14 protein-coding genes are annotated in these 21,397 nt (G+C 75.3%); 1 reads left to right on the forward strand and 13 read right to left on the reverse strand.

Going from position 1 to position 21,397, the window contains the following annotated elements; genetic code table 11:
* The 10 genes from FRAEUI1C_RS33730 to FRAEUI1C_RS33775 all read right to left on the reverse strand — a co-directional run bounded on the left by FRAEUI1C_RS33730 (nucleotide 1) and on the right by FRAEUI1C_RS33775 (nucleotide 15,240).
* Nucleotides 1-990, reverse strand: a complete 990-nt coding sequence (locus FRAEUI1C_RS33730) for an AAA family ATPase (RefSeq protein WP_013427873.1) — start codon at nucleotides 988-990, stop codon at nucleotides 1-3.
* A gap of 162 nt (nucleotides 991-1,152) precedes the next feature.
* The gene (locus tag FRAEUI1C_RS36950) at nucleotides 1,153-2,505 is read right to left on the reverse strand and encodes a serine/threonine-protein kinase (RefSeq protein WP_013427874.1); all 1,353 of its coding nucleotides are present in this window, start codon (nucleotides 2,503-2,505) and stop codon (nucleotides 1,153-1,155) included.
* 174 nt (nucleotides 2,506-2,679) lie between these two features.
* The gene (locus FRAEUI1C_RS36955) at nucleotides 2,680-4,092 is read right to left on the reverse strand and encodes a serine/threonine-protein kinase (RefSeq protein WP_157735152.1); all 1,413 of its coding nucleotides are present in this window, start codon (nucleotides 4,090-4,092) and stop codon (nucleotides 2,680-2,682) included.
* 117 nt (nucleotides 4,093-4,209) lie between these two features.
* The gene (locus FRAEUI1C_RS33745; RefSeq protein WP_013427876.1) at nucleotides 4,210-6,846 is read right to left on the reverse strand and encodes a transglutaminase TgpA family protein; all 2,637 of its coding nucleotides are present in this window, start codon (nucleotides 6,844-6,846) and stop codon (nucleotides 4,210-4,212) included.
* A 76-nt stretch (nucleotides 6,847-6,922) separates the two neighbouring features.
* Nucleotides 6,923-8,068: a DUF58 domain-containing protein gene (locus FRAEUI1C_RS33750; RefSeq protein ID WP_013427877.1), complete on the reverse strand. Its 1,146-nt coding sequence runs from the start codon at nucleotides 8,066-8,068 to the stop codon at nucleotides 6,923-6,925.
* Nucleotides 8,065-9,048, reverse strand: a complete 984-nt coding sequence (locus FRAEUI1C_RS33755) for an AAA family ATPase (protein ID WP_041259815.1) — start codon at nucleotides 9,046-9,048, stop codon at nucleotides 8,065-8,067. The genes FRAEUI1C_RS33750 and FRAEUI1C_RS33755 overlap by 4 nt, the downstream gene beginning before the upstream one ends.
* 116 nt (nucleotides 9,049-9,164) lie before the next feature.
* Nucleotides 9,165-11,114 (reverse strand): serine/threonine-protein kinase, encoded by a 1,950-nt coding sequence (locus FRAEUI1C_RS36960; protein ID WP_013427879.1) that lies wholly within the window; start codon nucleotides 11,112-11,114, stop codon nucleotides 9,165-9,167.
* A 278-nt stretch (nucleotides 11,115-11,392) separates the two neighbouring features.
* On the reverse strand, nucleotides 11,393-13,942 hold the full coding sequence (locus FRAEUI1C_RS33765; RefSeq protein WP_013427880.1) for a glycosyltransferase family 39 protein: 2,550 nt from the start codon (nucleotides 13,940-13,942) through the stop codon (nucleotides 11,393-11,395).
* Nucleotides 13,943-14,027: 85 nt separating this feature from the next.
* Nucleotides 14,028-14,417: a response regulator transcription factor gene (locus FRAEUI1C_RS33770; protein ID WP_041262117.1), complete on the reverse strand. Its 390-nt coding sequence runs from the start codon at nucleotides 14,415-14,417 to the stop codon at nucleotides 14,028-14,030.
* 106 nt (nucleotides 14,418-14,523) lie between these two features.
* On the reverse strand, nucleotides 14,524-15,240 hold the full coding sequence (locus FRAEUI1C_RS33775; RefSeq protein ID WP_049807065.1) for a response regulator transcription factor: 717 nt from the start codon (nucleotides 15,238-15,240) through the stop codon (nucleotides 14,524-14,526).
* A gap of 306 nt (nucleotides 15,241-15,546) precedes the next feature.
* On the opposite strand from FRAEUI1C_RS33775, the gene FRAEUI1C_RS33780 reads away from it, so the two are divergent.
* Entirely contained in the window at nucleotides 15,547-16,119 is a 573-nt protein-coding gene (locus FRAEUI1C_RS33780; protein WP_013427883.1) for a DinB family protein, read from the forward strand.
* Between the two features lie 33 nt (nucleotides 16,120-16,152).
* On the opposite strand, the gene FRAEUI1C_RS33785 is transcribed toward FRAEUI1C_RS33780, so the two are convergent.
* Genes FRAEUI1C_RS33785 through FRAEUI1C_RS33795 form a run of 3 tightly spaced genes read right to left on the reverse strand, consistent with a single transcriptional unit; the run spans nucleotide 16,153 to nucleotide 21,218 of the window.
* Nucleotides 16,153-18,837 (reverse strand): FtsX-like permease family protein, encoded by a 2,685-nt coding sequence (locus tag FRAEUI1C_RS33785; RefSeq protein ID WP_013427884.1) that lies wholly within the window; start codon nucleotides 18,835-18,837, stop codon nucleotides 16,153-16,155.
* 3 nt (nucleotides 18,838-18,840) lie between these two features.
* Nucleotides 18,841-20,502: a GAF domain-containing sensor histidine kinase gene (locus FRAEUI1C_RS33790; RefSeq protein WP_013427885.1), complete on the reverse strand. Its 1,662-nt coding sequence runs from the start codon at nucleotides 20,500-20,502 to the stop codon at nucleotides 18,841-18,843.
* Nucleotides 20,499-21,218: an ABC transporter ATP-binding protein gene (locus tag FRAEUI1C_RS33795; RefSeq protein ID WP_013427886.1), complete on the reverse strand. Its 720-nt coding sequence runs from the start codon at nucleotides 21,216-21,218 to the stop codon at nucleotides 20,499-20,501. The genes FRAEUI1C_RS33790 and FRAEUI1C_RS33795 overlap by 4 nt, the downstream gene beginning before the upstream one ends.
* Nucleotides 21,219-21,397: the final 179 nt, after the last annotated feature.

The following is a 21,397-nucleotide window of genomic DNA, read 5'->3' on the forward strand; positions in this document are numbered from 1 at the left end:
TCAAGGCACCCGCGCCGAGGCGAGGATCCGGCCGAGGATCGACTCCGCCGTCGCGCCGTTCAGCTCGGCCTCGGGCCGCAGCAGCAGCCGGTGGCCGAGCACGTACGGGGCGAGCGCCTTGACGTCGTCCGGGGTGACGAACGTCCGGCCGTCGGTCGCGGCGTAGGCCTGCGCGGCGCTCGCGAGTGCCAGGCAGCCGCGGGGGCTCACCCCCAGCCGGAGCTCCGGGCTCACCCCCAGCCTCGACTCGGACCGCGGCCGGGTGGCGCGGGCGATCTCGATGATGTACTCGACGACCGGGCGCTCCAGGTGCACCCGACGGGCGATGGTGATCATCCGCCAGACGTCGGCGGCGGTGATCACGGGCCGCAGGTCCTGGACGGAGTGGCCGGACGCCCGGCTCAGCACCATGTCCACCTCGGCGTCCCGGTCCGGGAAGCCCATCTCCAGCCGGGCCATGAACCGGTCGATCTGCGCCTCGGGCAGGTCGTAGGTGCCGCCGTGCTCGACCGGGTTCTGGGTGGCGATCACCAGGAACGGCCTCGGCACCGGATGGGTCTGCCCGTCGATGGTGACCTGGCGTTCCTCCATGACCTCCAGCAGCGCGGACTGGGTCTTCGGCGACGCGCGGTTCACCTCGTCGGCGAGCAGCACGTTCGCGAACGCCGGGCCCGGCCGGAACTCGAACAGGTTCGTCTGCTCGTTCCAGATCGAGACCCCGGTGATGTCGGTCGGCAGCAGGTCCGGGGTGCACTGGATGCGGCGCATCGCGCCGCCGTGGATCGAGCCGGCGATCGCCTTGGCCAGCGAGGTCTTGCCCACGCCGGGGACGTCGTTGATGAGCAGGTGGCCCTCGGCGGCCAGGCAGGTCACCGCCAGCTGGACGACGCCGCGCTTGCCTCGGATGAGCCGCTCGACGTTGCGGACGATCGACTCGGTCTGCGCGGCGAACCACGCCACGTCCTCGTAGCTCGCGGGAAGCTCGGGCACGTCTCCTACTTCTGGTCCATGGGGGAAGGGGGATGGATCCGGCGACCGGCTCGGGATCGCCTCGCGTCACGAGGCCTTTCGATCGCCGATCCGGTCGGGCCTCGGGCCGTGTGGGGGCACCGTCCGAGGACCGGGCGCGACGTGGCCGCGCCGGGCAGCCGGCTAGTGGACCATGACCACCGCCAGCACCACGACGGCGACGATCAGCGCGACGGCGGCGAACACCCGCAGGGCCCCACGGCGCGCGGCCAGCCGGAAGCCGGGATCCTCGCCCGTCCGCGCCCGCACCGCGCCGGTGTCGGCCGACGGCGCGGGCCGCGGTCCGGTGGACGAGGCGCGCTGCGGCGGGAGCCACGCTGGTCCCGGCCCGACGGCCGGCAGCGGTGGGCGAACCTGAAGCCTCCGGCCGGCCGCGGCGGCCACACCGGCGACGTCTGCGGTCGGCTCGGCCGGGCGCCCGGGCGCGTCCCGCGGCACCGCGTCCCGCGGGCCCGCGACGGACGGCACCGCGACGGGCGGCACCGCCACGGACGGCACCGCCACGGACGGCAAGGTGACGGGCTGGGTCGCGGGCGCGCCCGCGGCACCGCCAGCGCCGGCCCGCGGAGCCGGCGGACTGGCCGGCGCCTGGCCGGGCGGCCGCAGCGCGGCGGCGAGGTCATCGGCGAGCTCAAGCCGGACGTCGGCGCGGGCCAGCCAGTCCGGGCCGAGCGCGGCAGCCGCGGCGGCTGCCAGCTCGAAGAAGAAGGCCCGCGCGTCCTGCGGCCGGTCGGCCGGATCCTTGCGCAGGGCACGCAGCACCACCCGCGCGATCGGGTTCGCGACACCGATCAGCGCAGGTGGCTGCACGTTCTCATGGCACTGCCGGTGCGACTCCCAGGTGGCGTCGGCCCAGTGAAAGGGCGGCCGACCGGTGAGCAGCTCATACGCGACCAGGCCGAGCGCATAGATATCCGTGGTGTTCCGCAATGCGTCGGCCCGGAACTGTTCGGGCGCCATGTAGCGCCAGGTGCCGACCGGCCAGGTGGAGTTCACCACCGAGCCCTCGAAGGCACGCGCAATCCCGAAATCCGCGAGTTTTGGCTGGTCATCGGCGGTGAACAGGATGTTCTCCGGCTTGACGTCTCGATGCAGAAGCACGTGGTGGGCCGAGTCGAGTGCGGCGGCCACCGCAAGCACGACCGCGCAGGCCCACTCGGGCGTCACCCTCCCCTGGCGCAGCCGCGTCCGCAGGCTTCCGCCGGGCAGCAGCTCCATCACGATCGCCGCGATCTCATTGGTGGCGCTGCCGTAGAGAACCTTGACTATGTGCGGATGATCGAGCTTCGTCGCGAGGATGCTCGCCTCGTGCCTGGCGTCCCCGACCGCCTCGGGCGGCAGTACCTTGACCGCGACCGCGCCGTACACCCAGTCCTCACCGCGTAACACCACACTGGAGGCGCCGCGGCCCAGCGGCTCGTCAAGCAGCCGCACGCTGGGCAACGCCGTGCGGACCGCGGCCCAATCAAAAAGCATCACGCACCCGTCTCGCGCACGGATGCCCCCTGACTCTGACAAAGGCAAAACCACAGCCTGGCGCACCCGCTCCACGCCCGCGGGCGTGGTTCACGCGACGATTATGGCGCGCATCCCAGCGCACGGGCCCACCGACCTACAGAATCACGCTCGCCCGAAGAACACGCCTCGTGATTAGCCGAGGATCTCCAGGGCGAGGACCGCGGCCAACGCCACCAACAGCACGAACGCCAGCACGCTGACGAGGACGAGGTTGCGCCGGTCGTTGTTCGTCGCCGGCAGGGCGGTGCCGCCGACGTGGCCGGCCTGGTCAGGCAGGCGGCCGGCCGCCGGCCCACCATAGCCGGCCGGCGGCTGCCGCGGTGGCTGGTAGCCGGCCGGCGCCCAGTCCGGCTCAGGGGCGCGCGTCGGCGCCCAGTCCGGCTCAGGGCCGCGCGGCGCCGCCCAGTCCGACTCAGGGGCGCGCGTCGGCGCCCAGTCAGGTCCCGCCAGGGCGCGCTCCGGTGCGGCCGGCAGACCCGCGCGCACGGTCTCGTCGTCGGGATGCCAGACGTGGCGCGGCACCGGAGCCGGTGCCGGATTCGGATGGGGGCCCAGGTCCGGCGGCGCCGTCGCTCCGGCATCTGGCGGGGCCGTGGCCGCCACGACCGGCTCGCTGACAGGACTCTCGGGCGGCCTGCGGCTGGAGCGGGCGGCGACGCTCACCTCGTCGTCCAGGTCCACCCGGGTACCGGCGCGGGCGAGCCAGTCACGACCGAAGACGGTCCGCGCGGCACGGGCCAGGTCGAGCGCGAAGGCCTTGGCCGACTGCGGCCGGTCCGCCGGGTCGCGGGCGAGCGCCGTCAGCAGCACCCGGCCGATCGGCTCCGGGATCCGAGGCGGGATCACCGGCACCAGGTATTCGTGCGCCTCCCGCATGGAGGCGTAGTTCAGGCCGGGAAGCACGCCGAAGGGGGTCCGGCCGCCGAGCAGCTCGTAGCCGAGGACCCCGAGCGCGTAGACGTCGACCGTCGGGCGTGGCTTGCCGCCGACGAGCTGCTCGGGCGGCATGTAGTGCGGCGTTCCGACGATCGTGCTGCTGGTCGGCGACGCGCCCGCCACGATCTTCGCCACCCCGAAGTCGGTCAGCTTCGCCCGGCCGTCGGCGGCGAACAGCACGTTCTCCGGCTTCACGTCGCGGTGCAGCAGGCCCCGTTCGTGCGCCACCTGGAGGGCCGCGGCGACCGCCAGCACCACCGCGCACGACCATTCCGGCGCGAGGACCTCCTGCGCGATCCGCGAGCGCAGGTCCCCGCCGGACAGCAGCTCCATGACGATCAGGTCGATGCCGCCGGCCCGGACGAAGTCGACGACGCGCACCACGTGCGGATGCTGCAGCTCGGCGAGGATCCTCGCCTCACTGCTCAGACCGGCCGGGCCCAGGCTGGGCAGCACCTTGATGGCGAACTGGCGGCCGACCGCGTTCTCCCCGGCCAGCACCATGCCGTAACCACCGCGCCCAAGCTGCCGCCCCAGCCGGTAGCCAGGCAGTGCGGCCTCGATCGCCGCCCGGTCGACGATCACGCCTGCCCCACCCCCACGAGCCACCCTGCCCACCCTGCCGGCGGGCGCCTCCGCTCATGCTCTCGCGGAGATCCTTCACCTGCTACACCGAGGTCGCCAACGCCCCGGGGGCGGCCGCCGGTTGGTGGCCGCCCCCGGGCGTCATCGCGTCGGCCGGTCAGGGTCGCGCCGGTCCGGGGGCGGCGGCCACCCGGTCACGTCCGGCCCCGGCTGGCGTCGCACGACCGTCTGTTCGTCGGCCCGGTCCGCGGGCCCACGTTCCGGGGAGCCACCCGGTCCAGATGTCGGGCCCTGCTGCCCGGCCACGGCGGCTGGCCTGCGCAGCCCACCCGACACCCCGACAGGGACCGGCTGCTCCGTCGCGTCCCCACCGGTCCGCCCCGGCCACTCGGACCGGGGCCGGGGCGCGGCGAACGACATCGGGCCGCGCATCCCGCGCGCCGCCAGCGGGACCGCCGGAACCGGCCCACCCGGGCCCCACCCGACCGGGAGCAGCGGGCGGGGGTCGAGCAGCGCGCCGAGCCGACCGCGCGGTGGCACACCGTCCCGCAGCGCCGCTCGCAGCTCGTCGACACACAGCCAGGCGGCCACCGCGTCGTCCTCGGCGGCACCCAACGGCGAGTACAACGCCGCGTCGGCGAGCACCACGAACCGCTCCAGCGGACGGACGGCCGCGGCGAGGGCGGGCCGCTCGGCGAGCGCCCAGACCACCTCCCGCCGGGTCCAGGCCCTGGCCCTCGGCACGCCGTGCTCGCTGAGCCGGTCACGTACCTCCCGCCAGGCGCCCTCGACCCGTTCACCCGCATCGCCGCCGGACCGCCGGCGCCACCGGCGGCGCGCCTTCTCCACGGCGATCAGCAGCGGCACTCCGAGGATCACCGCGAGGGCCAGGACGGCGGCCAGGATCGGCCAGGCGAGCGCCAGACCGCCGCGCCCGCCGGAACCACCCTGGTCGGAGCCGTCGTCGATCGCCGGCGCGACCAGCGGCGGGGTGAGCGCGGAGCCGGCGGCCGGGGCGTTCTGCGTCCCGCCCGACGGGTTCGCCGGCGGCGGGGGCAGCACCCTGCTCAGCTGGGTGGTGTCGGTCGGCTCGAACGGGACCCAGCCGATCCCGGCCAGCAGTACCTCCGGCCAGGCGTGGGCCTGCCCGGTCGTCACCTCGAAGGCGCCGTCCTTCGTCACCCGCTTGCTGTCGAGCAGGTAGCCGACGGCGACCCGGGTCGGGAGGCCCAGCGAACGGGCGAGCACGGCGAACGCGGTGGCGTGCTGCTCGGAGTAGCCGCGGCTGTCCCCCGGGTCCGTGCCGGCCAGCAGCCGGTCCAGCACGCCGTAGGAGTGGCCGGGGCTCGCGGACAGGTCGTAGGGGAAGCTCGCCTCGTCCCGCAGGAAGGCCTGCAGCGCGAGCAGCTTGTCGTACGGCCTGGCCGCGGTGGCGGTCGACCGGGCGGCGGTGTCCGGCAGGCTGCCGGGCAGGCCGGCCGGCAGCGTGAGGTAGCGGGCGGCCAGCGGCCCCGTGGCGGGCAGCGCCTTCTCGAGCTGGTCCCGGGTCGGGGCTGGGACCTGCGCGGTCAGCGCGTAACGGTCGCCGGCCCGGGGCCTCGTGAGCGCGACGAGCGCCCCGGACACCGGGTCGTACGCCGTCCCGGCCCAGCCGGCACCGGTCACGCTGGCCGGCGCGCCGAGCGTCGGCAACAGGTCACCATCGAGGCTGCCGAGCGTCACGTCGGCGCGGACGTCGACCTGCCCGACCGTCGAGACGACAGCGTTGCCGGCCGTCGGCGTCGGCAGCGTGCGGTCGACGAGAACGAAACGGCCGTCGTCGCCCCACGTCGCCCCGTCGAAGTCCCCCAGCTCGGCGACCCGCAGCCGGTCGGCCGGCGGCTTGCCGGACGCGGTCACGAGCCGGACCGTGAAGACGGCCCGCGCCGGGTTCTCCTCCAGCTGGTTGCGCACCCGTCCAAGCGGGTTGAGCAGGGCGACGTCCTGGACCGGCGGGTGGTAGTGATCGCGCGGGTCGAAACGGCCCCCGCCCGACGGGACGAGCGCGCCGGCGACCGTGGCGACGGCGGCGACGACGAGGACCGCGAGCAGGCCGAACGCCGTTCCACCGGTGAGCCGGCGCGCCCCGGTCGAGCCAGCCCCGTCGGAGCCGGCCGGTGGCAGGACCGCGTCGGTCGCGCCGGGCAGGACGGGCCGCGCGGCCCGCAGCGCGGCCGCGGCCAGCACCAGCAGCGCGGCCGCGCCGGTGAGCAGGACCCGCGGGCCGCGAGCGCCGCCGCCGGCCTGCCCGACCAGGACGGTCAGACCGGCGAGCCCGAGCAGCGGCGCCAGGCCCGGCGCGAGTGGTTGCTCCGTGCGGACGGCCAGCGCCACGGCCGCGTAGGTCGTCACCCAGATGACCGCGGCCAGCGGGACCAGCAGGAGCGTGCTCGGCCGCGCCGGCAGCGCGACGCTCAGCAGCCGCGGCCAGCCCTCCCGCAACGCCCGCGTCGCCAGCCACGGCGAGTCGCCGGCAACGAGCGCGGCGACCGTCCCGAAGGCGAGCCCGGCGACGACTCCGACGACGCAGATCAGTGACCCGCTCGCGACCCGGCGCGCGACGAACCACCCGGCGACCGCCGCGACGACGAGCGTGCCAGCCAGCGGCCCGAGGTACCCGGACCCGTCGAACAGCGGCTTCGCCACGAACAGACTCGGCAGCCCGGCCAGGCTGACCAGCGCCGCCTGAGCCGCCTGCGCCCTCGGTGCCGGCGCGGGCCGGGCGGACGGACTCGTCATCGCGTGGACCTCCGGAGGAAGCCGACGGGCCCGGCGCCGCTCGCCCGCCGATGCCGGGCCGGCGACCGGGGCGCGTTCACCGGTGCGCCCTCGCGGCCCAGACGGCGGCGAACTCGTCGCTGGTACGCACGTTCACGACCATCGCCCCGCCCACCGGGCGGCCCGGCCGGCCGTAGATCTCGCCGACCTGTACGACGCTGACCATGGAGAACCGCTGCCGGACCGTCGACACCGCGGCCAGCTTCTCGGCCGGCGGCTGGCCGGTCACCACCCCGAGCACGCTGCCCGGCTGTCGCGGCGCCAGCCCCGGCAGGGCGGCCAGGCCCGGGTCGTCCGGGCTCGGCGCCACACCGGCGAGCAGGTCGAGCGCCGCGTCGACGGACTCGGCGCCCCGGCCGGCGGCGACCCGCTGGCCGCTGGAGGTGACCAGCTCGACCGGGAAGCCGTGGGTGCGACCGGACACGGCGAGCGAGGCGGCCACCCGGACCGCGTCCTCGAAGAAGTCCTCGGTGTAGGGCGCCGCCGAGGTGTCCAGCAGCACCATCATGGTCGGCTCGTTCGGCACCACGTTGTGCCGGACCATCAACGTTCTGGTCTTCGCGGTCGACGGCCAGTGCACCAGCCGCAGGTCGTCGCCGCGGGCGTACTCGCGCAGCGAGTGGAACGCGATGCCGCCCTGCGGGGCCGCGTTGGAGGTCGGCCCGTCCAGGTCGGGCGATCCGCCGGTCGGCAGCGGCGGGACGACGTGGACCCGCGGGCGCACCCGCAGGACCGAACGCTCCGGCCGGGTCTGGCCGACGTAGACCAGCCGCAGCGGGTCGCTGTGGCCGACGGTCAGCGGGCCCACCTCGAAGATCCCGCGTCGCCCGGTCGGGATCGGGTAGCCGCGCTCGGCCTGGCCGCCCGGCGCGAGGCTCGGGATCGCGACGCTCAGGGACTGCCCGGCGACCCGCTCGTCCGCGAGGATCGGCGGGCAGCGCCGCCGGGACACGTTGGTCACCGTGACGTAGCCGAACGCCGGCTCACCCTGGACGACCCGGGCCGGGCGCACCTCGCGGGCGATGGTGACGTCCGGGCTGAACAGCAGCCAGCCGCCGGCGACCAGCAGCGCGCAGAACGCCGCCGCCGCGATGACGATCAGCTCCGGGTAGTGCAGCGTCAGCCCGGCCGCCACGAAGGCGACCCCGACCACCGCGACGGCGATCCCGGACCTTGTGATCATCGATAGGCTCGCTCACGGCCCGGCACGGGAACCGACGCGAGAATGCTGTCCAGGAGGCCGGCCGCGGTCACCCCGTTCAGCTCGGCCTCCGGACGCAGCAGCAGCCGGTGAGCCAGGACGAACGGGGCGAGCGCCTTCACGTCGTCCGGTGTGACGAAGGTGCGGCCGTCCGCGGCGGCGTGCGCCTGCGCGGCGGCGGCCAGCGCGATCCCGGCGCGCGGGCTCGCGCCCAGCCGCAGCTCGGCCAGCCGACGGGTGGCCGCGGTGATCGTCACGATGTAGTCGACGACGGCCGGCGTCAGGTGCACCCGACGGACCAGCGAGGTCATCCGCAGCACGTCCGCGCTGGACACCACCGGCTGTAGGTCGAGCACCGACTGGCCGGCGGACCGGTTGGCGACGATCTCGACCTCGGCGGCGTGGTCCGGGTAGCCGACCGACATCTTCATCATGAATCGGTCGATCTGCGCCTCGGGCAGGTCGTAGGTGCCGCCGTGCTCGACCGGGTTCTGGGTGGCGATCACCAGGAACGGCCTCGGCACCGCGAACGTCGTCCCCTCGACCGTGACCTGCCGCTCCTCCATGACCTCCAGCAGCGCCGACTGGGTCTTCGGCGAGGCCCGGTTCACCTCGTCGGCGAGCACGACGTTGCCGAAGATGGCACCCGGCTGGAACTCGAAGTTCCGGGTGTCCTGGTTCCAGATCTGCACGCCGGTGATGTCGGTGGGCAGCAGGTCCGGGGTGCACTGGATGCGGCGCATGCTGCCCTCGATCGAGCTGGCCAGCGCCTTGGCGATCGATGTCTTGCCGACGCCGGGCACGTCGTCGACGAGGACGTGCCCCTCCGCCGCCAGGCAGAGCACCGCGAGCCGCACTACATCCGTCTTGCCTCGGATGAGCCGCTCGATGTTGCGCACGATCCGGTCGCACTGCTCGGCGAACCAGCTGACGTCCTGCGCGGACGCGGATTCCTCCACCATGCCCCCTGTTTGATGCCATGAGGTGAATCGCAAATTGCAGTGTTACCTATGGACATCCGGTTCTGTCCACCGGATGGCTTGATTCGGCGCGCCGCCGGGCCGCCGGGCGCGGGCCGTCATCCGAGCAGGACCGCCGCCGCGATGGCCAGCAGAACCAGCACCGACACCCCGACCAGCACGGTCGTCGCGCGGCGCCGGCTGGCCCGGCGGTAGTCCTCGTCCTGGCTCGGGTTGAGGAAGAGCACCTCGCTGCCCGCCGTGGCCGGCCCTGGCGCCGGCGGCCTGGCGTGCACCGGGCCCGTGCCGCTCGGGCGGTCGCCGTCGCTCGGCCCGGCGGGCGGCGGCGTGGCTGGACCGCCCGCCGCGTAGCCAGGACTCGCCGCCTGGCGTGGCGGCTCCGTGCGATCGGTCGCGGCGCCGGGCGGCTGGGTGGGCAGGCCGGACTGGGTCCCGAGGTCCGGCGGCGGCGGCGCGGCCGCGGACGGGTCCGTGGCCAGCGTCGGCAGCCCCGCCATCGGAGGCGCCGCTCGCGACCAGTCGACGGCCGGCCGAGCGGACGGGACCAGCGGCGGCTGGGCCGGTACCCCGGCCGGAGGCACCACGGTCGAGGGTGCTGGCGGCACCGGGCCGGCGCCCCCGGCCGGCCGCCTGCGCTCCACCGGCACGGGCGCCATCCGACCGACGGCGGCACCGGGCACGGGCGGGGCGGGCATCGGTCGCAGGCCACCCGGGGGTGCCACCACCGGCGCGGGCTCGCGGGCCCGTGCCGGCGGCGCGAGGGGCACCTGCCGTCCGGCCGGAGTCGCCGGGCGGCGTGCCGCGTCCACCGGCGGGTCCTGGGCGGGCGGCACCCGAGCCCGGTCCGGGATCGGCCCGGCTTCCGCCGGAACCCGGCCGGCGACCGGCCCCGCTTCGGCCGCGGCCTCGTCGGCGACCGGCCCGGCTTCGGCGGGAGCCCAGCCGGAGATCGGCGCGGCTTCGGCCGGGGGCACGGCGGTATCCGGTGCCGCGCGGGGTGGCTCGGGCGAGCCCGGCGGCGGCAGTGGGACCAGGCGCGCCGAGGCGGGCACGGCCACGGGCACGGGCGAGGAGGAGCCGGCCGGGGGCACCGGAATGGACGCGGCCGGCCTGACGGGGACCCGGGAGGACGCGGGCCGGATCGGGACGGCCGCGCCGAGCTTGGGCCGCGCGGCGGCGTCCCGGACCTCGAGGTCGAGTGCGACCTCGATCCCCGCCCGGCCGAGCCAGCCGGGCCCGAGCGCGCTCGCGGCCGCGCTGGCGAGCTCCAGGGCGAACTGGCGGGCCGTCTGCTGGCGGCGTGCCGGCTCCTTCGCCAGCGCCCTGAGCACGACCTGGCCGACCTGCGGCGCGACTCCGTCCAACGGCCGAGGCGGGGTGTAAAGGTGGAACTCGCGCAGCGTCTCGTAGGTGTTGGAACGGCCGCCCGACGGAGCCTTCCCGGTCAGGACCTCGTAGGTGACGATGCCGAGCGCGTACACGTCGACCGTCCGGCGCAGCTCACCGGCGAGAAACTGCTCCGGGGCCATATAGCGCGGCGTGCCGGTGACCGTGCTCGTGAAGGCGGCGGTGTCCTGGAACGCCTTCGCGATTCCGAAGTCGGTGAGCTTCAATCGGCCGTCGGCGGCGAACAGCACGTTCTCCGGCTTCACGTCCCGGTGCAGCAGGCCACAGCCATGGGCGAACTCCAGGGCGCTGGCCACCGCCAAAGCGACAGCGCAGGCCCACTCCGGCCCCGCCCCTCCGGCATCGATCCGGGACCGCAGGCTGCCACCCGAGAGGAGCTCCATCACGATGAGCGCCATCTCGCCGGCAGGCACGAAATCGTGCACCTTCACGACGTGCGGATGGTCCAGCTCGGCGAGCATGAGCGCCTCGTTCTCGGCGTGCGCCCCACGCACCGAGACACCTGGCATCACCTTGACGGCGACGTCCCGTCGCAGCCGGTTCTTCGCGGCCAGGACCATGCCGAACGCGCCCTGGCCGACCTGGGCGCCCAGCTCGTAGCCAGGAAGCGCGGCGGCTACCAGAGCCCGATCGACGATCACGCCGATTACCGCTTCCTACGTCCTGCGCGGTCACGACCGCGACAACGCCCCCGTGCGTCGCGGTGGTTATTGTCGCAGACCCGCGGCCCCCGGCCGAGCCGGACGCACCGGGTTCATACCACCAGCGGGCAATCCATGGGCTTCACGTCAGAAAACGAGCCCGAAACCAACGCCCCACCTGTCCGCCCCGGAGCCCTCCCTGTACTGGCCCGGCGAACGCGCGGCCCGGCGGTCGCCTCGCTGGGGCGAGGAACATCGCCGGGCCGCGCGAACCCAGGTCAGGTGGCTCTGGCCGTGGTCGTAGTCGCGGAGGTCGTGGCCGTCGCCGTGGCGGTGAGGTCGTAGACGGTGACGCCGTCGACCGTGGTCGCGGTGAAGTTCTGCTGCACCCAGGCGGCGATCGCCGCAGCCGATTGGCTCCCACCGTTTCCGGACCCGGAAAGTCCTCCGCCGATGAAGTAGTGGATCTTTCCGGCGGCGACGTACTGCTGGAACTGGGCCAGCGTCGGCGACGGGTCGGTGCCGTTGAAGCCACCGATCGCCATGACCGGCTCGCGGGTGGCCAGCTGGTAGCCCGCCGCGTTCTCCGACCCGACCGTCGCGGCCGCCCAGCGGTAGGCGGAGGCGTTCTTCTTGAGCGTCGCCGTCAGATCCGCGCCCGGCGTGGTGCCGCCGAGCAGACCACCCATGCCGCCTCCCATGCCGCCCGCGAGTCCGCCGAAACGGCCGCCGCCCTGACCGGTACCGCCCTGGCCGCCAGTGCCGCCTTGGCCCGTACCGCCGCCGGGAAGCGTCGGCGCGCCACCCGGCGCGCCGAAGCCGGGGAAGCCGTTCGTGCCGCCCTGGCCGAAGCCGCGCCCCTGGCCCAGCCCGCGTCCCTGCCCGAAGCCGCCGAAGCCGCCCGGTCCGCCGCCGGGCCGGGTCGCCGCGGCCGTCGGGCCGGCGCTCGGGATGGCGCCCGTGTGCGGGGAGTCGGCCGTCGCGAGCGCGTAGCTGGTCGGGCCGGCCAGTCCCACGACGAGCGCGAGGCCGGCCACGGCGAGCCCGGCCCGGGCGGTCAGCCGGGGCAGCCCGATGAGCAGCACCGCCGCCGCGAACCCGACGACGAGCACCGTCGGCCGCAGCCAGGTGTGCCAGCCGGACGTACGGCCGAGCAGGCGGGCGCACCACCACGTCGTCCCCGCCGTCACCGCCGCCAGCGTCAGTGACGCGGCCGGGTGCGACCGGTGCTCCCACAACATCACGGCCCCCATCCCGACCAGCGCGCCGATCGCCGGGGCGAGCGCGACGGTGTAGTACGGGTGGAAGATCCCCTGCATCTGGCTGAAGACAGCGCCGGTCACCACGAGCCAGCCGCCCCAGACCAGGAAAGCGGCCCTGGCCCGGTCGGTTCGCCCACGGCGGGCCGTCACGACCAGGCCCGCGATCAGCAGCGCGAGCGCCGCCGGCAGCAGCCAGGCGACCTGGCCGCCGATCTCGGAGTTGAACATCCGGCCCCAGCCGGTCTGGCCCCAGCCGCCGCCCTGCGACGGCGGCCCGAAGGTCCGACCACCCGCCGCCGCGCCAGCGCGGGCCCCGCCGCCGCCGACGCTGCCGGTCTCGTTGCCGGTCAGCCGGCCGAGGCCGTTGTAGCCGAAGGTCAGCTCCCACAGGCTGTTGTGCTGCGAGCCGCCGATGTACGGGCGGTCGGACGCCGGCACCAGCGCGACGACCGCGACGAACCAGCCGCCGGACACCACCAGCGCGAGACCCGACGCGAGGACGTGACGAACCCGCCGCCACCAGGTGGTCGGCGCCGCGACCAGATACACCAGCGCGAGCACCGGCACGATCAGGAAGGCCTGCAGCATCTTGGTCAGGAACCCGAAGCCGACCAGCACCCCGGCCAGCACCAGCCACCGGGCACTGGCCCGTTCGACGGCGCGCAGGGTCGCGTAGGCGGCGCCGACGAGCAGCAGCACGAGCAGCGCGTCCGGGTTGTTGAAGCGGAACATCAGGACCGCGACCGGTGTCGTCGCGAGCACCGCTCCGGCGATCAGCCCCGCCGCCGGGTTGAACGCCCGCCGCACCGTCGCGTAAAGCAGCCCGACGGAGGCCACCCCGCACAGCGCCTCCGGCACCAGGATCGACCACGAGCTCAGCCCGAAGATCCGGACCGAGAGGCTCATCAGCCACATGGCCACCGGGGGCTTGTCGACGGTGATCGCGTTGCCGGCGTCCGAGGAGCCGTAGAACATCGCCTTCCAGCTCGCGGACCCGGCCTGCGCCGCCGCCGAGTAGAAGTCGTTCGCCCAGCCCGAGCGGCCCAGCCCCCACAGGTACAGCAGCGCCGTGGCCGCGAGCAGCAGCCAGAGCCCGGGCCGGGCCCAGCGGGGATCGTCCTGGTGGCCCCAGGCCAGCCGGGCCAGGAACCCACGCCGTCCCGGGCCACCGCCGTCGGCCCCGCCCGCCGCGTCGTCGGTGCCGGCCGGGTCGGGCCAGCGGCCGGCGTCGTCCTGGCGCTGGCCGTCCGCCGGCTCCAGCGGCCCATCGGGCGCGAGCACGACGACGCCCTGACCCGCTACGGCGCCGGTCGCCAGACCATCCACCGCGGCCCAGCTCCCGCCTACGCCGTCGCGGCCGGCCGGGGCCGCCCAGGCCGACGTGTCCGCGTGGGGCGCCTGGCTCCCGACCACGTCGAGGCCGGTGGCAGCCGAGGCCCCGGCACTGGGCGTTTCCGCGGTGGCGGCCAGGTCACCGGTGGCGGTCGGCGTCGCCTCGTCCGGGTCGGTGCGCTGGTCCGGCACGCTCCCGTCGACGGCCTGTGACGCCGGCTCGTGCGTAGTCATGTCATCAAGGTTCACGTAGCCGGCTGTGGTTTTCCTGAACGGCTCCCTAAACCGACGCGGGGCACGGCAACGGCCCGCCGTCCCGTCAGACCGGAGCCTCGGGACCGCGTCGGTGCCACAGCTCGCGCAGGACGTCGGGAGCGAGGTCGGCCTTGTGCAGGTAGTCCATGCCGCTCTCGGCGACGGTCGCGGGCAGGTCCGTCTGGCCGTAGGTCGAGCAGAGGACGACGACGGTGCTCGGCGCCGCGGCGCGGATCTGGCTGCCGGCGGCGACGCCGTCGATGCCGGGAAGGTTGATGTCCATCAGGACGAGATCGGGGCGCAGTGTCTCGGCTGCCTCGACGCCGGCCTCGCCCGATTCCGCCTCGCCGGCCAGGACGAATCCTGGTGCGCGTCGGACCACCGCGCGGACCGCGGCCCGGAAGGGTCGCTGGTCATCGACGACGAGCACCGAGACGGAGGCGGAGGAGGTCATGCGGTCCAGTCTGGCCGCCAGCGGCGCCAGAACCCAGGATGCGACCATCCAGGTCAGGGGGTGTGGCTACCCTCCCTGTCGCGTGAGCGCGGCTTGCCGGGAGCGCTCAGCGGCTGGGGCGCTGCTGGCGGGCGGGGGCAGGGGTTGGGACGCCTGGCTCGGGGCCGGAGTGCAGGTAGAGCAGGACGGCCTTGACGCGGCGGTTCAGGTCCGGCTCGTCGGTCAGGCCGAGCTTGGCGAAGATCGAGTTGCTGTGCTTCTCCACCGCTCGCTCGGACAGCACCAGGCTGGCCGCGATCGCCGCGTTGCTCCAGCCCTGCGCCATGTGGCTGAGCACCTCCCGCTCCCGCGGGGTCAGCCGGTCGAGCTCGGAGTGGCTGCGCCGGGAGTTGGCGGCCACCAGCCCCTCGACGACGGCGGGGTCGATCACCGACTCCCCGGCCGCCACGGCCCGGATCGCGCGCAACAGTTCCTCCAGGCCGGCGACCCGCTCCTTGAGCAGGTAGGCCCGCCCAGACGAGCCGCCCTCCAGCAGCGCCAGCGCGTAGGTGGCCTCGGCGAACTGGCTGAGCACGACGACGCCGACCCGCGGGTGGTCCCGGCGCAGCCACGCCGCGACCTGGATGCCCTCGTCGGTCCGGGTCGGCGGCATCCGGATGTCGGTGACGACCACGTCCGGGGACAGGTCACGAACGGCCTGCTCCAGCAACGGACGGTCGGTGACGGCGCCGACAAGCTCGACCCCGTCCGCCCGTTCGATCAGCGTCGCGAGGCCGTGGCGCAGCAACGCATCGTCCTCAGCGAGGAGCACCCGGATAACCACCTTTCAACCCTAAAGGTTGATCGGTCAGAACGGGCGCGGAGCGCCCGCTGACCGATCAACCGGGCTCGGGCGCTGAGCGCCCTCCCCAACGTGATTCGGGGGTGGGGTACGAGTGCGGAGGCGGGCGCTTGTCCAGGGTCGGGATCTGGGGTGCGTTTCGCTTTGGGTTGCTCGCCTTCGGCTTCGGCAGGGTCCTCGCCTTCGGCTTCGGAGAGCTTGCAATTGAGGACAGGATCTGGCCGTTATCGCTTCTAGCGTGGGTGTCGTTGGTCGGCGTGAGGACGAAGGGCAGGAGCTATGACGACGATGAGCGACACCGGTGCCGTGAGGACCGTCGAGACGGCCGAGGCGGGCGACGCGGCGGCGGTCGAGAGGTCGGATGTGGCCGTGCTGGGTGGGGAGCATGGTGATCTGCTGGCCACGTTGAGCCAGACGCGGTTCTTTCTGCGGTTCACGACGCGGGAGCTGAGTGACGAGCAGGCGGCCGGGCGTCCGACCGTGAGCGCGCTGTGTCTGGGTGGGCTGATCAAGCACGTCGCGAGGGTCGAGGAGCAGTGGCTGGAGTTCGTGCGCTCCGGGCCCGAGGCGCTCTCGCAGGACCCGGAGCAGCGGGACGCCGACTTCCGGCTCGGCCCCGACGAGACGCTCGACGACGCCCTGGCGCGTTACGACCAGGTCGCCCAGCGCACCGACGACTTCCTGCGCGGCCGCCCGGATCTCGACGCCGACCAGCCGCTGCCGGTGGCTCCGTGGTTCCCACCCGGCGAGCGCTGGTCGGCCCGCAAGGTGATGCTGCACGTGATCGCCGAGACCGCCCACCACGCCGGCCACGCCGACGTGATCCGCGAGTCGATCGACGGCGCGAAGACCATGGGATAGCCGCGCCGAGCCGGCGCCGGCACCCCAGCCGGCTCAGCCGACCCGGTTGCGCGGGTTGGGGAGCCGCCAGCGCCGACGGACGGTGGGGACCCCCGCGACGAGCACGGCCAGGGCCACGGCCGTCACGGGCAGGGCGAGCAGCAGCCCGGTCGGGAAGGCCACGTCGGTGCCGACTCCGACCGCGTTCGCGATCTCCCACCAGATCAGCCGGCCGACGCCCAGGCCCACCGGTACGCCGATCAGCACAGCGACCAGCGCGGCGACGGCGGCGGCGGTCACCGCGATGGCCCCGATGCTCGGCGGGGTCGCGCCGAGGACGCGCAGCACCGCGACGTCCGCGGCCCGCCGCCGCCAGTCGCGCAGCACGGTGTGGGCGACCGCGCCGGCCGCGAGCAGCCCGAGCACCACCTGGAGCAGCCCGGGCAGCCCACCGATCCCGCCGAGGTTGGTGACCTCCTCGGGCGGCTCGCGGCCGCCGACCTCGTAGTGCGCGCCGAGGTCGGCGACCAGCCGGCTGACGGGGACGCCGTCGGCCGCCCGGACGAACGCCTCGTGCAGCGGCGCGGTCTGCTGGACGCTGGTGAGGGCATTCGGGTCGAGCAGCAGGTTGGCGCCGAGCCGCTCGCCGCTGATCGCCGGGCCGAGCCCGACGCCGACGACCTTCAGCCGCAGCGGCTGGCCAGCACCGGACGGTCCGGCCGCGAGGTCGACGGTGTCGCCGACGCCGACGCGCAGCGTGCTCGCGGCCCTGGTCCCGACGACCACCTCGCCCGGCCCGGCGACCAGCCGCCCGGCCAGCATCGTCCAGCCGACGTGGCCGCTGGCCGCCGTGAACGCGTACGCCGGGAACTGGTCGCACCCGGCCGGCCCGGCCGGCCTGGAACCCGCCGCGGCCGAGCTGGCCGCCTGGAGGGAAGGGTCAGCCGACGCGCGCCGTCGCGGCACCGCCGGCGCCGCGGTGGGAGCCATCGGAGTGCCGCCACCGGTCAGGTCCGGCGGCGCGGTCTGCGGCACCGGCCCGGTCGGCACGACCGCCTCGGGGGAGCTTTCCTGCGCGGAGCCCACCGTGCTCACCGAGCAGCCCGCGCCGACCTGCACGGTCGAGACGGCGGCCTCGCTGACGGCCGAGATCCACGGGTCGGCCCGCAGCGCGGTGACGATCTCCGGCCGGACGTCGTTCACGTACAGGTCGAACGACCACCCGTACCGGTCGGGCTCGTGGACGAGCCGGGTGACGCCCTGCCCGACGGTCGCGGCGGCGACCAGAGTGGCGACCGCGGCGGCGGCGGTGAACAGCGCCGGGCGCCGGACCAGCGGCGAGACCCGCGAGCCGACGGCGAACCGGACCCCGACCCACAACCAGGCAGGCCCGGGCCAGGCCGGACCGGGACCGCCCCACGCCGCCCGGCGCGCGTCGCCCAGCACCCAGCCGTCGGCGACCGCCGAGCCGCCCGACGACCCGGCCCGACGCTCGCGGCCACCCCGCGGTGCGGCACCGCGCGTGGCCACGCCGACCCGCCCGGCACGCGCCGCGGACCAACCGGCGAGCAGCACCACCATGGCGCCCGTCACCAGTCCGGTGACCACCGACGCCGCGACGTCCGGCGCGTAGCCAGGATGCGGCTCGTACGCCGCCAGCGGGCCGATCGGACCGAGCCCACCGGTGACCAGCGGCCCGGCCGTCGCGACCAGACCGGCCAACAGCGCGGCCGGGAGCGCCGCGAGGACCCGGGCGGCGACCCTGGCGGCCGGTGGCATCCCGAGCACCGCCTCGATCCGCTGCTCGGCCCAGCGCAGGTCGTGATGGCGGGCGAACGCGGCGGCACCCGTCGCGAGCCCGGTTATCGCGACGGCCACGACGAACACGACCAGACCGGTGACCAGGACCCGGCGGGTCGCCGCGACCCTCGGGTCCGAGTCGGTCGCCGGGTGGGTCACGTCGAGGACCGGGAACTCGGCGGCGTCAGGATCGCGCCGGTCCCGCCCCGCGACGGCCGCGGCCCGCGCCACCGCCGCGTCGGCGCGGCTCACCGCGTGCGGTGCGGGCACCAGGCGGATCGCGACGAGCATGCCGACCGATGGCAGGGCCGCCGCCGCGGCCGGTGCGAGCAGCAGCGGCGTCTGGTTCAGGGCGAGGCCGGCCATCCGGACCAGCCCCGTGATCCGGATCGAGACCGCCGGTCCGCCCGGCGCGTCGAAACCGGTGTCGAAGTGCTGGTAGTCGCTCTGGGTCAGCATCCGCAGCGGCATCAGGTCGCCGACGTGGACGCCGTAGCGGCTCGCGGCGCGCTCGTCGAGGACGGCCTCCAACGCGGCCGGGTCATAGAACCGGCCGGCGACGAGCACCGGCGTGTAGGCACCCGGATCCGAGCCGACCGGATGGCCCTCGAGGGCCCCGATGTACCGGACGTCCGGCCGGTTCTCCACCCGCGCGACCAGCGCCCTCGTCACCCAGACACCGCTGACCCCCGGCACGACGGCCGCCGCCCGGAAGGCCAGGTCCGGGTTGGAGGTCATCGTGATCTGCAGGTCCGGCACCAGGGTGGCCCTCTCCAGCCGGTCGTAGGAGGTCGCCGTGCGCCGGATCAGCGCGGCGCCACTGCCCACGGCCGCCCCGGCCAGCCCGATGAGCAGGCCGGTCGCGACGAGCACGACCCACCGGCGCCGCAGCTGCCCGCGGGCCACCATGCCGACGGCGCCGAGCAGTGGCCTGGCCATCGGTCAGCCTCCGGCCGGCGCGCTGGGCACGGACGCGTGGATGCGCACGCCGGCGCCCGGCGCGGACTCGACGGTGATCGTGCCGCCGATGGCGCCGATGCGGTCGCGCATGTTCGTCTGCCCGGCGCCGGCGGCGACCAGCCTCGGATCGAAGCCCGGCCCGTTGTCGGTGACGCTGAGGACCAGCGTGTTCTCGCGCTCGGCCAGGACGATCTCGACCTCGCTGCCGGCGGCGTGCTTGGCCGCGTTCTGCAGCGCCTCCAGGCAGCAGAAGTACACGGCGGACTCGACGTCCGCGGCGTGCCGGCCGACGCCGTCCGTCCGCAGCCGCACCCCCAGCGGGGAGCGGGTGGCCGCGGCGCGCAGGGCCTCGGTGAGCCCGGTCGAGCGCAGCAGCGGCGGGTAGATGCCCTGCGCCAGGCTGCGCACCTCGGAGATCGCGGCCTGCACCTGCTCGGCCATCTCGTCGACCAGCTCCTCGGCCGCCGCGGTGTCCTCGGTGACCAGGTCGCGCACCAGCCGCAGACCGATCGCCAGCGACACGAGCTGCTGCTGGGCGCCATCGTGCAGGTCGCGCTCGATCCGGCGGCGTTCCGCGTCGGCCGCCGCGACGAGCCTGGCCCGGGAGACCCGCAGCTCGTCGTTGACCCGGCGCAGGTCGACCAGCGCCTCCCGCAGGTTCGCGTCGAGCTGCCGGTTGTGCAGGACGGTGCCGAGCCGGGTTCCGAGCTCGGCGAGCAGCCGGTCCTCGGCCTCGCTGAACCGTGGGTCCTCCGTCGACCGCTCGACGACCAGCAGCCCGAGCAGCGCTCCGCTGGCCCGGGCCGGCACGACGCGCAGCTGGGCCCCCGGCCGTCCCCAGACCAGCAACGGCACCCACAGCGCCAGCCAGCCCGGCCCGGCGACCCGGGCCCGGGCGAGCGCCACCAGGTCCGCGGCGGTCAAGGTCAGTGAGCTGCCCTGGCGCGCCTGGCTGGGGCCGTCCGCCACGTCGAGACCGGGCACCCCGGCCAGTCCGCTCGGGCCGGACCGGGACGGCGGGGAGTCCGGCAGGACGACGGCGGCGGTGAGCCGGCCGCCGGCACCGGTCCAGATCTCGACGCGGCGCAGCGCCAGGCTGCGTCGCAGCGCGTCGGCGAGCTGGTCGAGCGTCGTCTCCAGCGGCACGTCCCGGCTGGTCTGCTCGCCGAAGGTCGCGAGGATGTCGTCCGGCCGGAACCGGGCCCCGCGCACGGCCCGGCGGGCCGCCCGGCGGGCGGGGACCCGCAGCGCGACGCTGAGCGCCGCGGCGGTCCCGGCGCTGGCCAGCGCCGGCCACAGGAAGCCGGCCCCGCCGTCGGCGGGCAGCCGCCCCAGGGTGAGGACCGCGGCCATCAGCGCGCCGACGCCGACCAGCGCGAAGGCGGCCACGTCGGCGGCGAGCAGCAGCGCCTGTTCGGCCTTGCGGCGCAGCACGCCGACCTGGCCGGCCACGACGCCCGCGAGCAGCAGCGCCGCGGTCGCGGCAATCAGCACGGCCCAGGGCGGGTAGGCCGCGCCGAGCGCCCGGGGCAGCGCGCACACCGCCGCCACCCCGGCGGCGGCCAACGCGCCGGCGGCGACGAGAAGGCCACCGGGGCGCGGGCCCACCTCCCGCGCCCGTGGCGCGCCGTCCGGCAGGCTCACCCGGTCTCCTCTGCCGGCACCGGCTGCTCGATCTGCCCGTCGCGCATGGCGACGATGCGCTGCGCGCCGGCGGCGACGGCGGCGTCGTGGGTGACCACGACGATGGTCTGGCCGCGGGCGTGCAGCCGGGTGAACAGGTCGAGCACCTCGGCCGCGCCGGCCGAGTCGAGCGCGCCGGTCGGTTCGTCGGCGAGCAACAGGGTCGGGCCGCCCGCGAGCGCCCGGGCGATCGCGAGCCGTTGCCGCTGGCCGCCGGACAGCGTGGCCGGCAACGCCTCGGCCCGCTCCAGCAGGCCCAGCACGTCGAGCAGCTCGCGCGCGCGGTCCACGGCGGCCCGCCGGCCCAGGCCCGCGAGCCGGGCGGCCAGCACCACGTTGTCGGCCGCCGTCATGCTCTCCAGCAGGTGGAAGAACTGGAAGACCATGCCGACGTGGCGGCGGCGCAGCCGGGCGAGCCGGGTCTCGGACAGCTCGGCGAGTGACTGCCCGGCGACCACGACGGAGCCGCCGTCGGCCCGCTCCAGGCCCGCGATGATGTTGAGGAGAGTCGACTTCCCGCTGCCCGAGGGCCCGGTGACGGCGACGAACTCGCCCGGCCAGACCGTCAGCGAGGCGCCACGCAGCGCGCGGACCGGCGCGGCCTCGGCGTTGAAGGTCCGGTACGCGCCCACCACGGCCACGACCGGCTCGGCGGCCCGCTCCTGCGCCGGTTCCATGCCCTCCCCCGTTCGGCTCCCCCCAGCATTGCACCGAGTGCTGACAACTGGGAGAAGCCGGCTAGCCAGCCCGGTCTCGGTGGTGCTGCCATCCCCGTCCGTGCGGCAGGCGATCGATCAGGCCGCGGCAACCGGCGCAATGGCACATCCGGGCCAGGAAATCCGCCCTCGTCGTGCTG

This window comes from Pseudofrankia inefficax (genome assembly GCF_000166135.1).
GTDB classification, from domain to species: Bacteria; Actinomycetota; Actinomycetes; order Frankiales; family Frankiaceae; genus Pseudofrankia; species Pseudofrankia inefficax.

What these genes read in the sequence shown, in the direction of transcription:
- FRAEUI1C_RS36950 (WP_013427874.1), bottom strand. Translation starts at nt 2,505, where the DNA reads ATGCTTTTTGATTGGGCCGCGGTCCGCACGGCGTTGCCCAGCGTGCGG.
- FRAEUI1C_RS33745 (WP_013427876.1), bottom strand. Translation starts at nt 6,846, where the DNA reads ATGACGAGTCCGTCCGCCCGGCCCGCGCCGGCACCGAGGGCGCAGGCG.
- FRAEUI1C_RS33750 (WP_013427877.1), bottom strand. Translation starts at nt 8,068, where the DNA reads ATGATCACAAGGTCCGGGATCGCCGTCGCGGTGGTCGGGGTCGCCTTC.
- FRAEUI1C_RS33755 (WP_041259815.1), bottom strand. Translation starts at nt 9,048, where the DNA reads ATGGTGGAGGAATCCGCGTCCGCGCAGGACGTCAGCTGGTTCGCCGAG.
- FRAEUI1C_RS33765 (WP_013427880.1), bottom strand. Translation starts at nt 13,942, where the DNA reads ATGACTACGCACGAGCCGGCGTCACAGGCCGTCGACGGGAGCGTGCCG.
- FRAEUI1C_RS33770 (WP_041262117.1), bottom strand. Translation starts at nt 14,417, where the DNA reads ATGACCTCCTCCGCCTCCGTCTCGGTGCTCGTCGTCGATGACCAGCGA.
- FRAEUI1C_RS33780 (WP_013427883.1), top strand. Translation starts at nt 15,547, where the DNA reads ATGAGCGACACCGGTGCCGTGAGGACCGTCGAGACGGCCGAGGCGGGC.
- FRAEUI1C_RS33785 (WP_013427884.1), bottom strand. Translation starts at nt 18,837, where the DNA reads ATGGCCAGGCCACTGCTCGGCGCCGTCGGCATGGTGGCCCGCGGGCAG.
- FRAEUI1C_RS33795 (WP_013427886.1), bottom strand. Translation starts at nt 21,218, where the DNA reads ATGGAACCGGCGCAGGAGCGGGCCGCCGAGCCGGTCGTGGCCGTGGTG.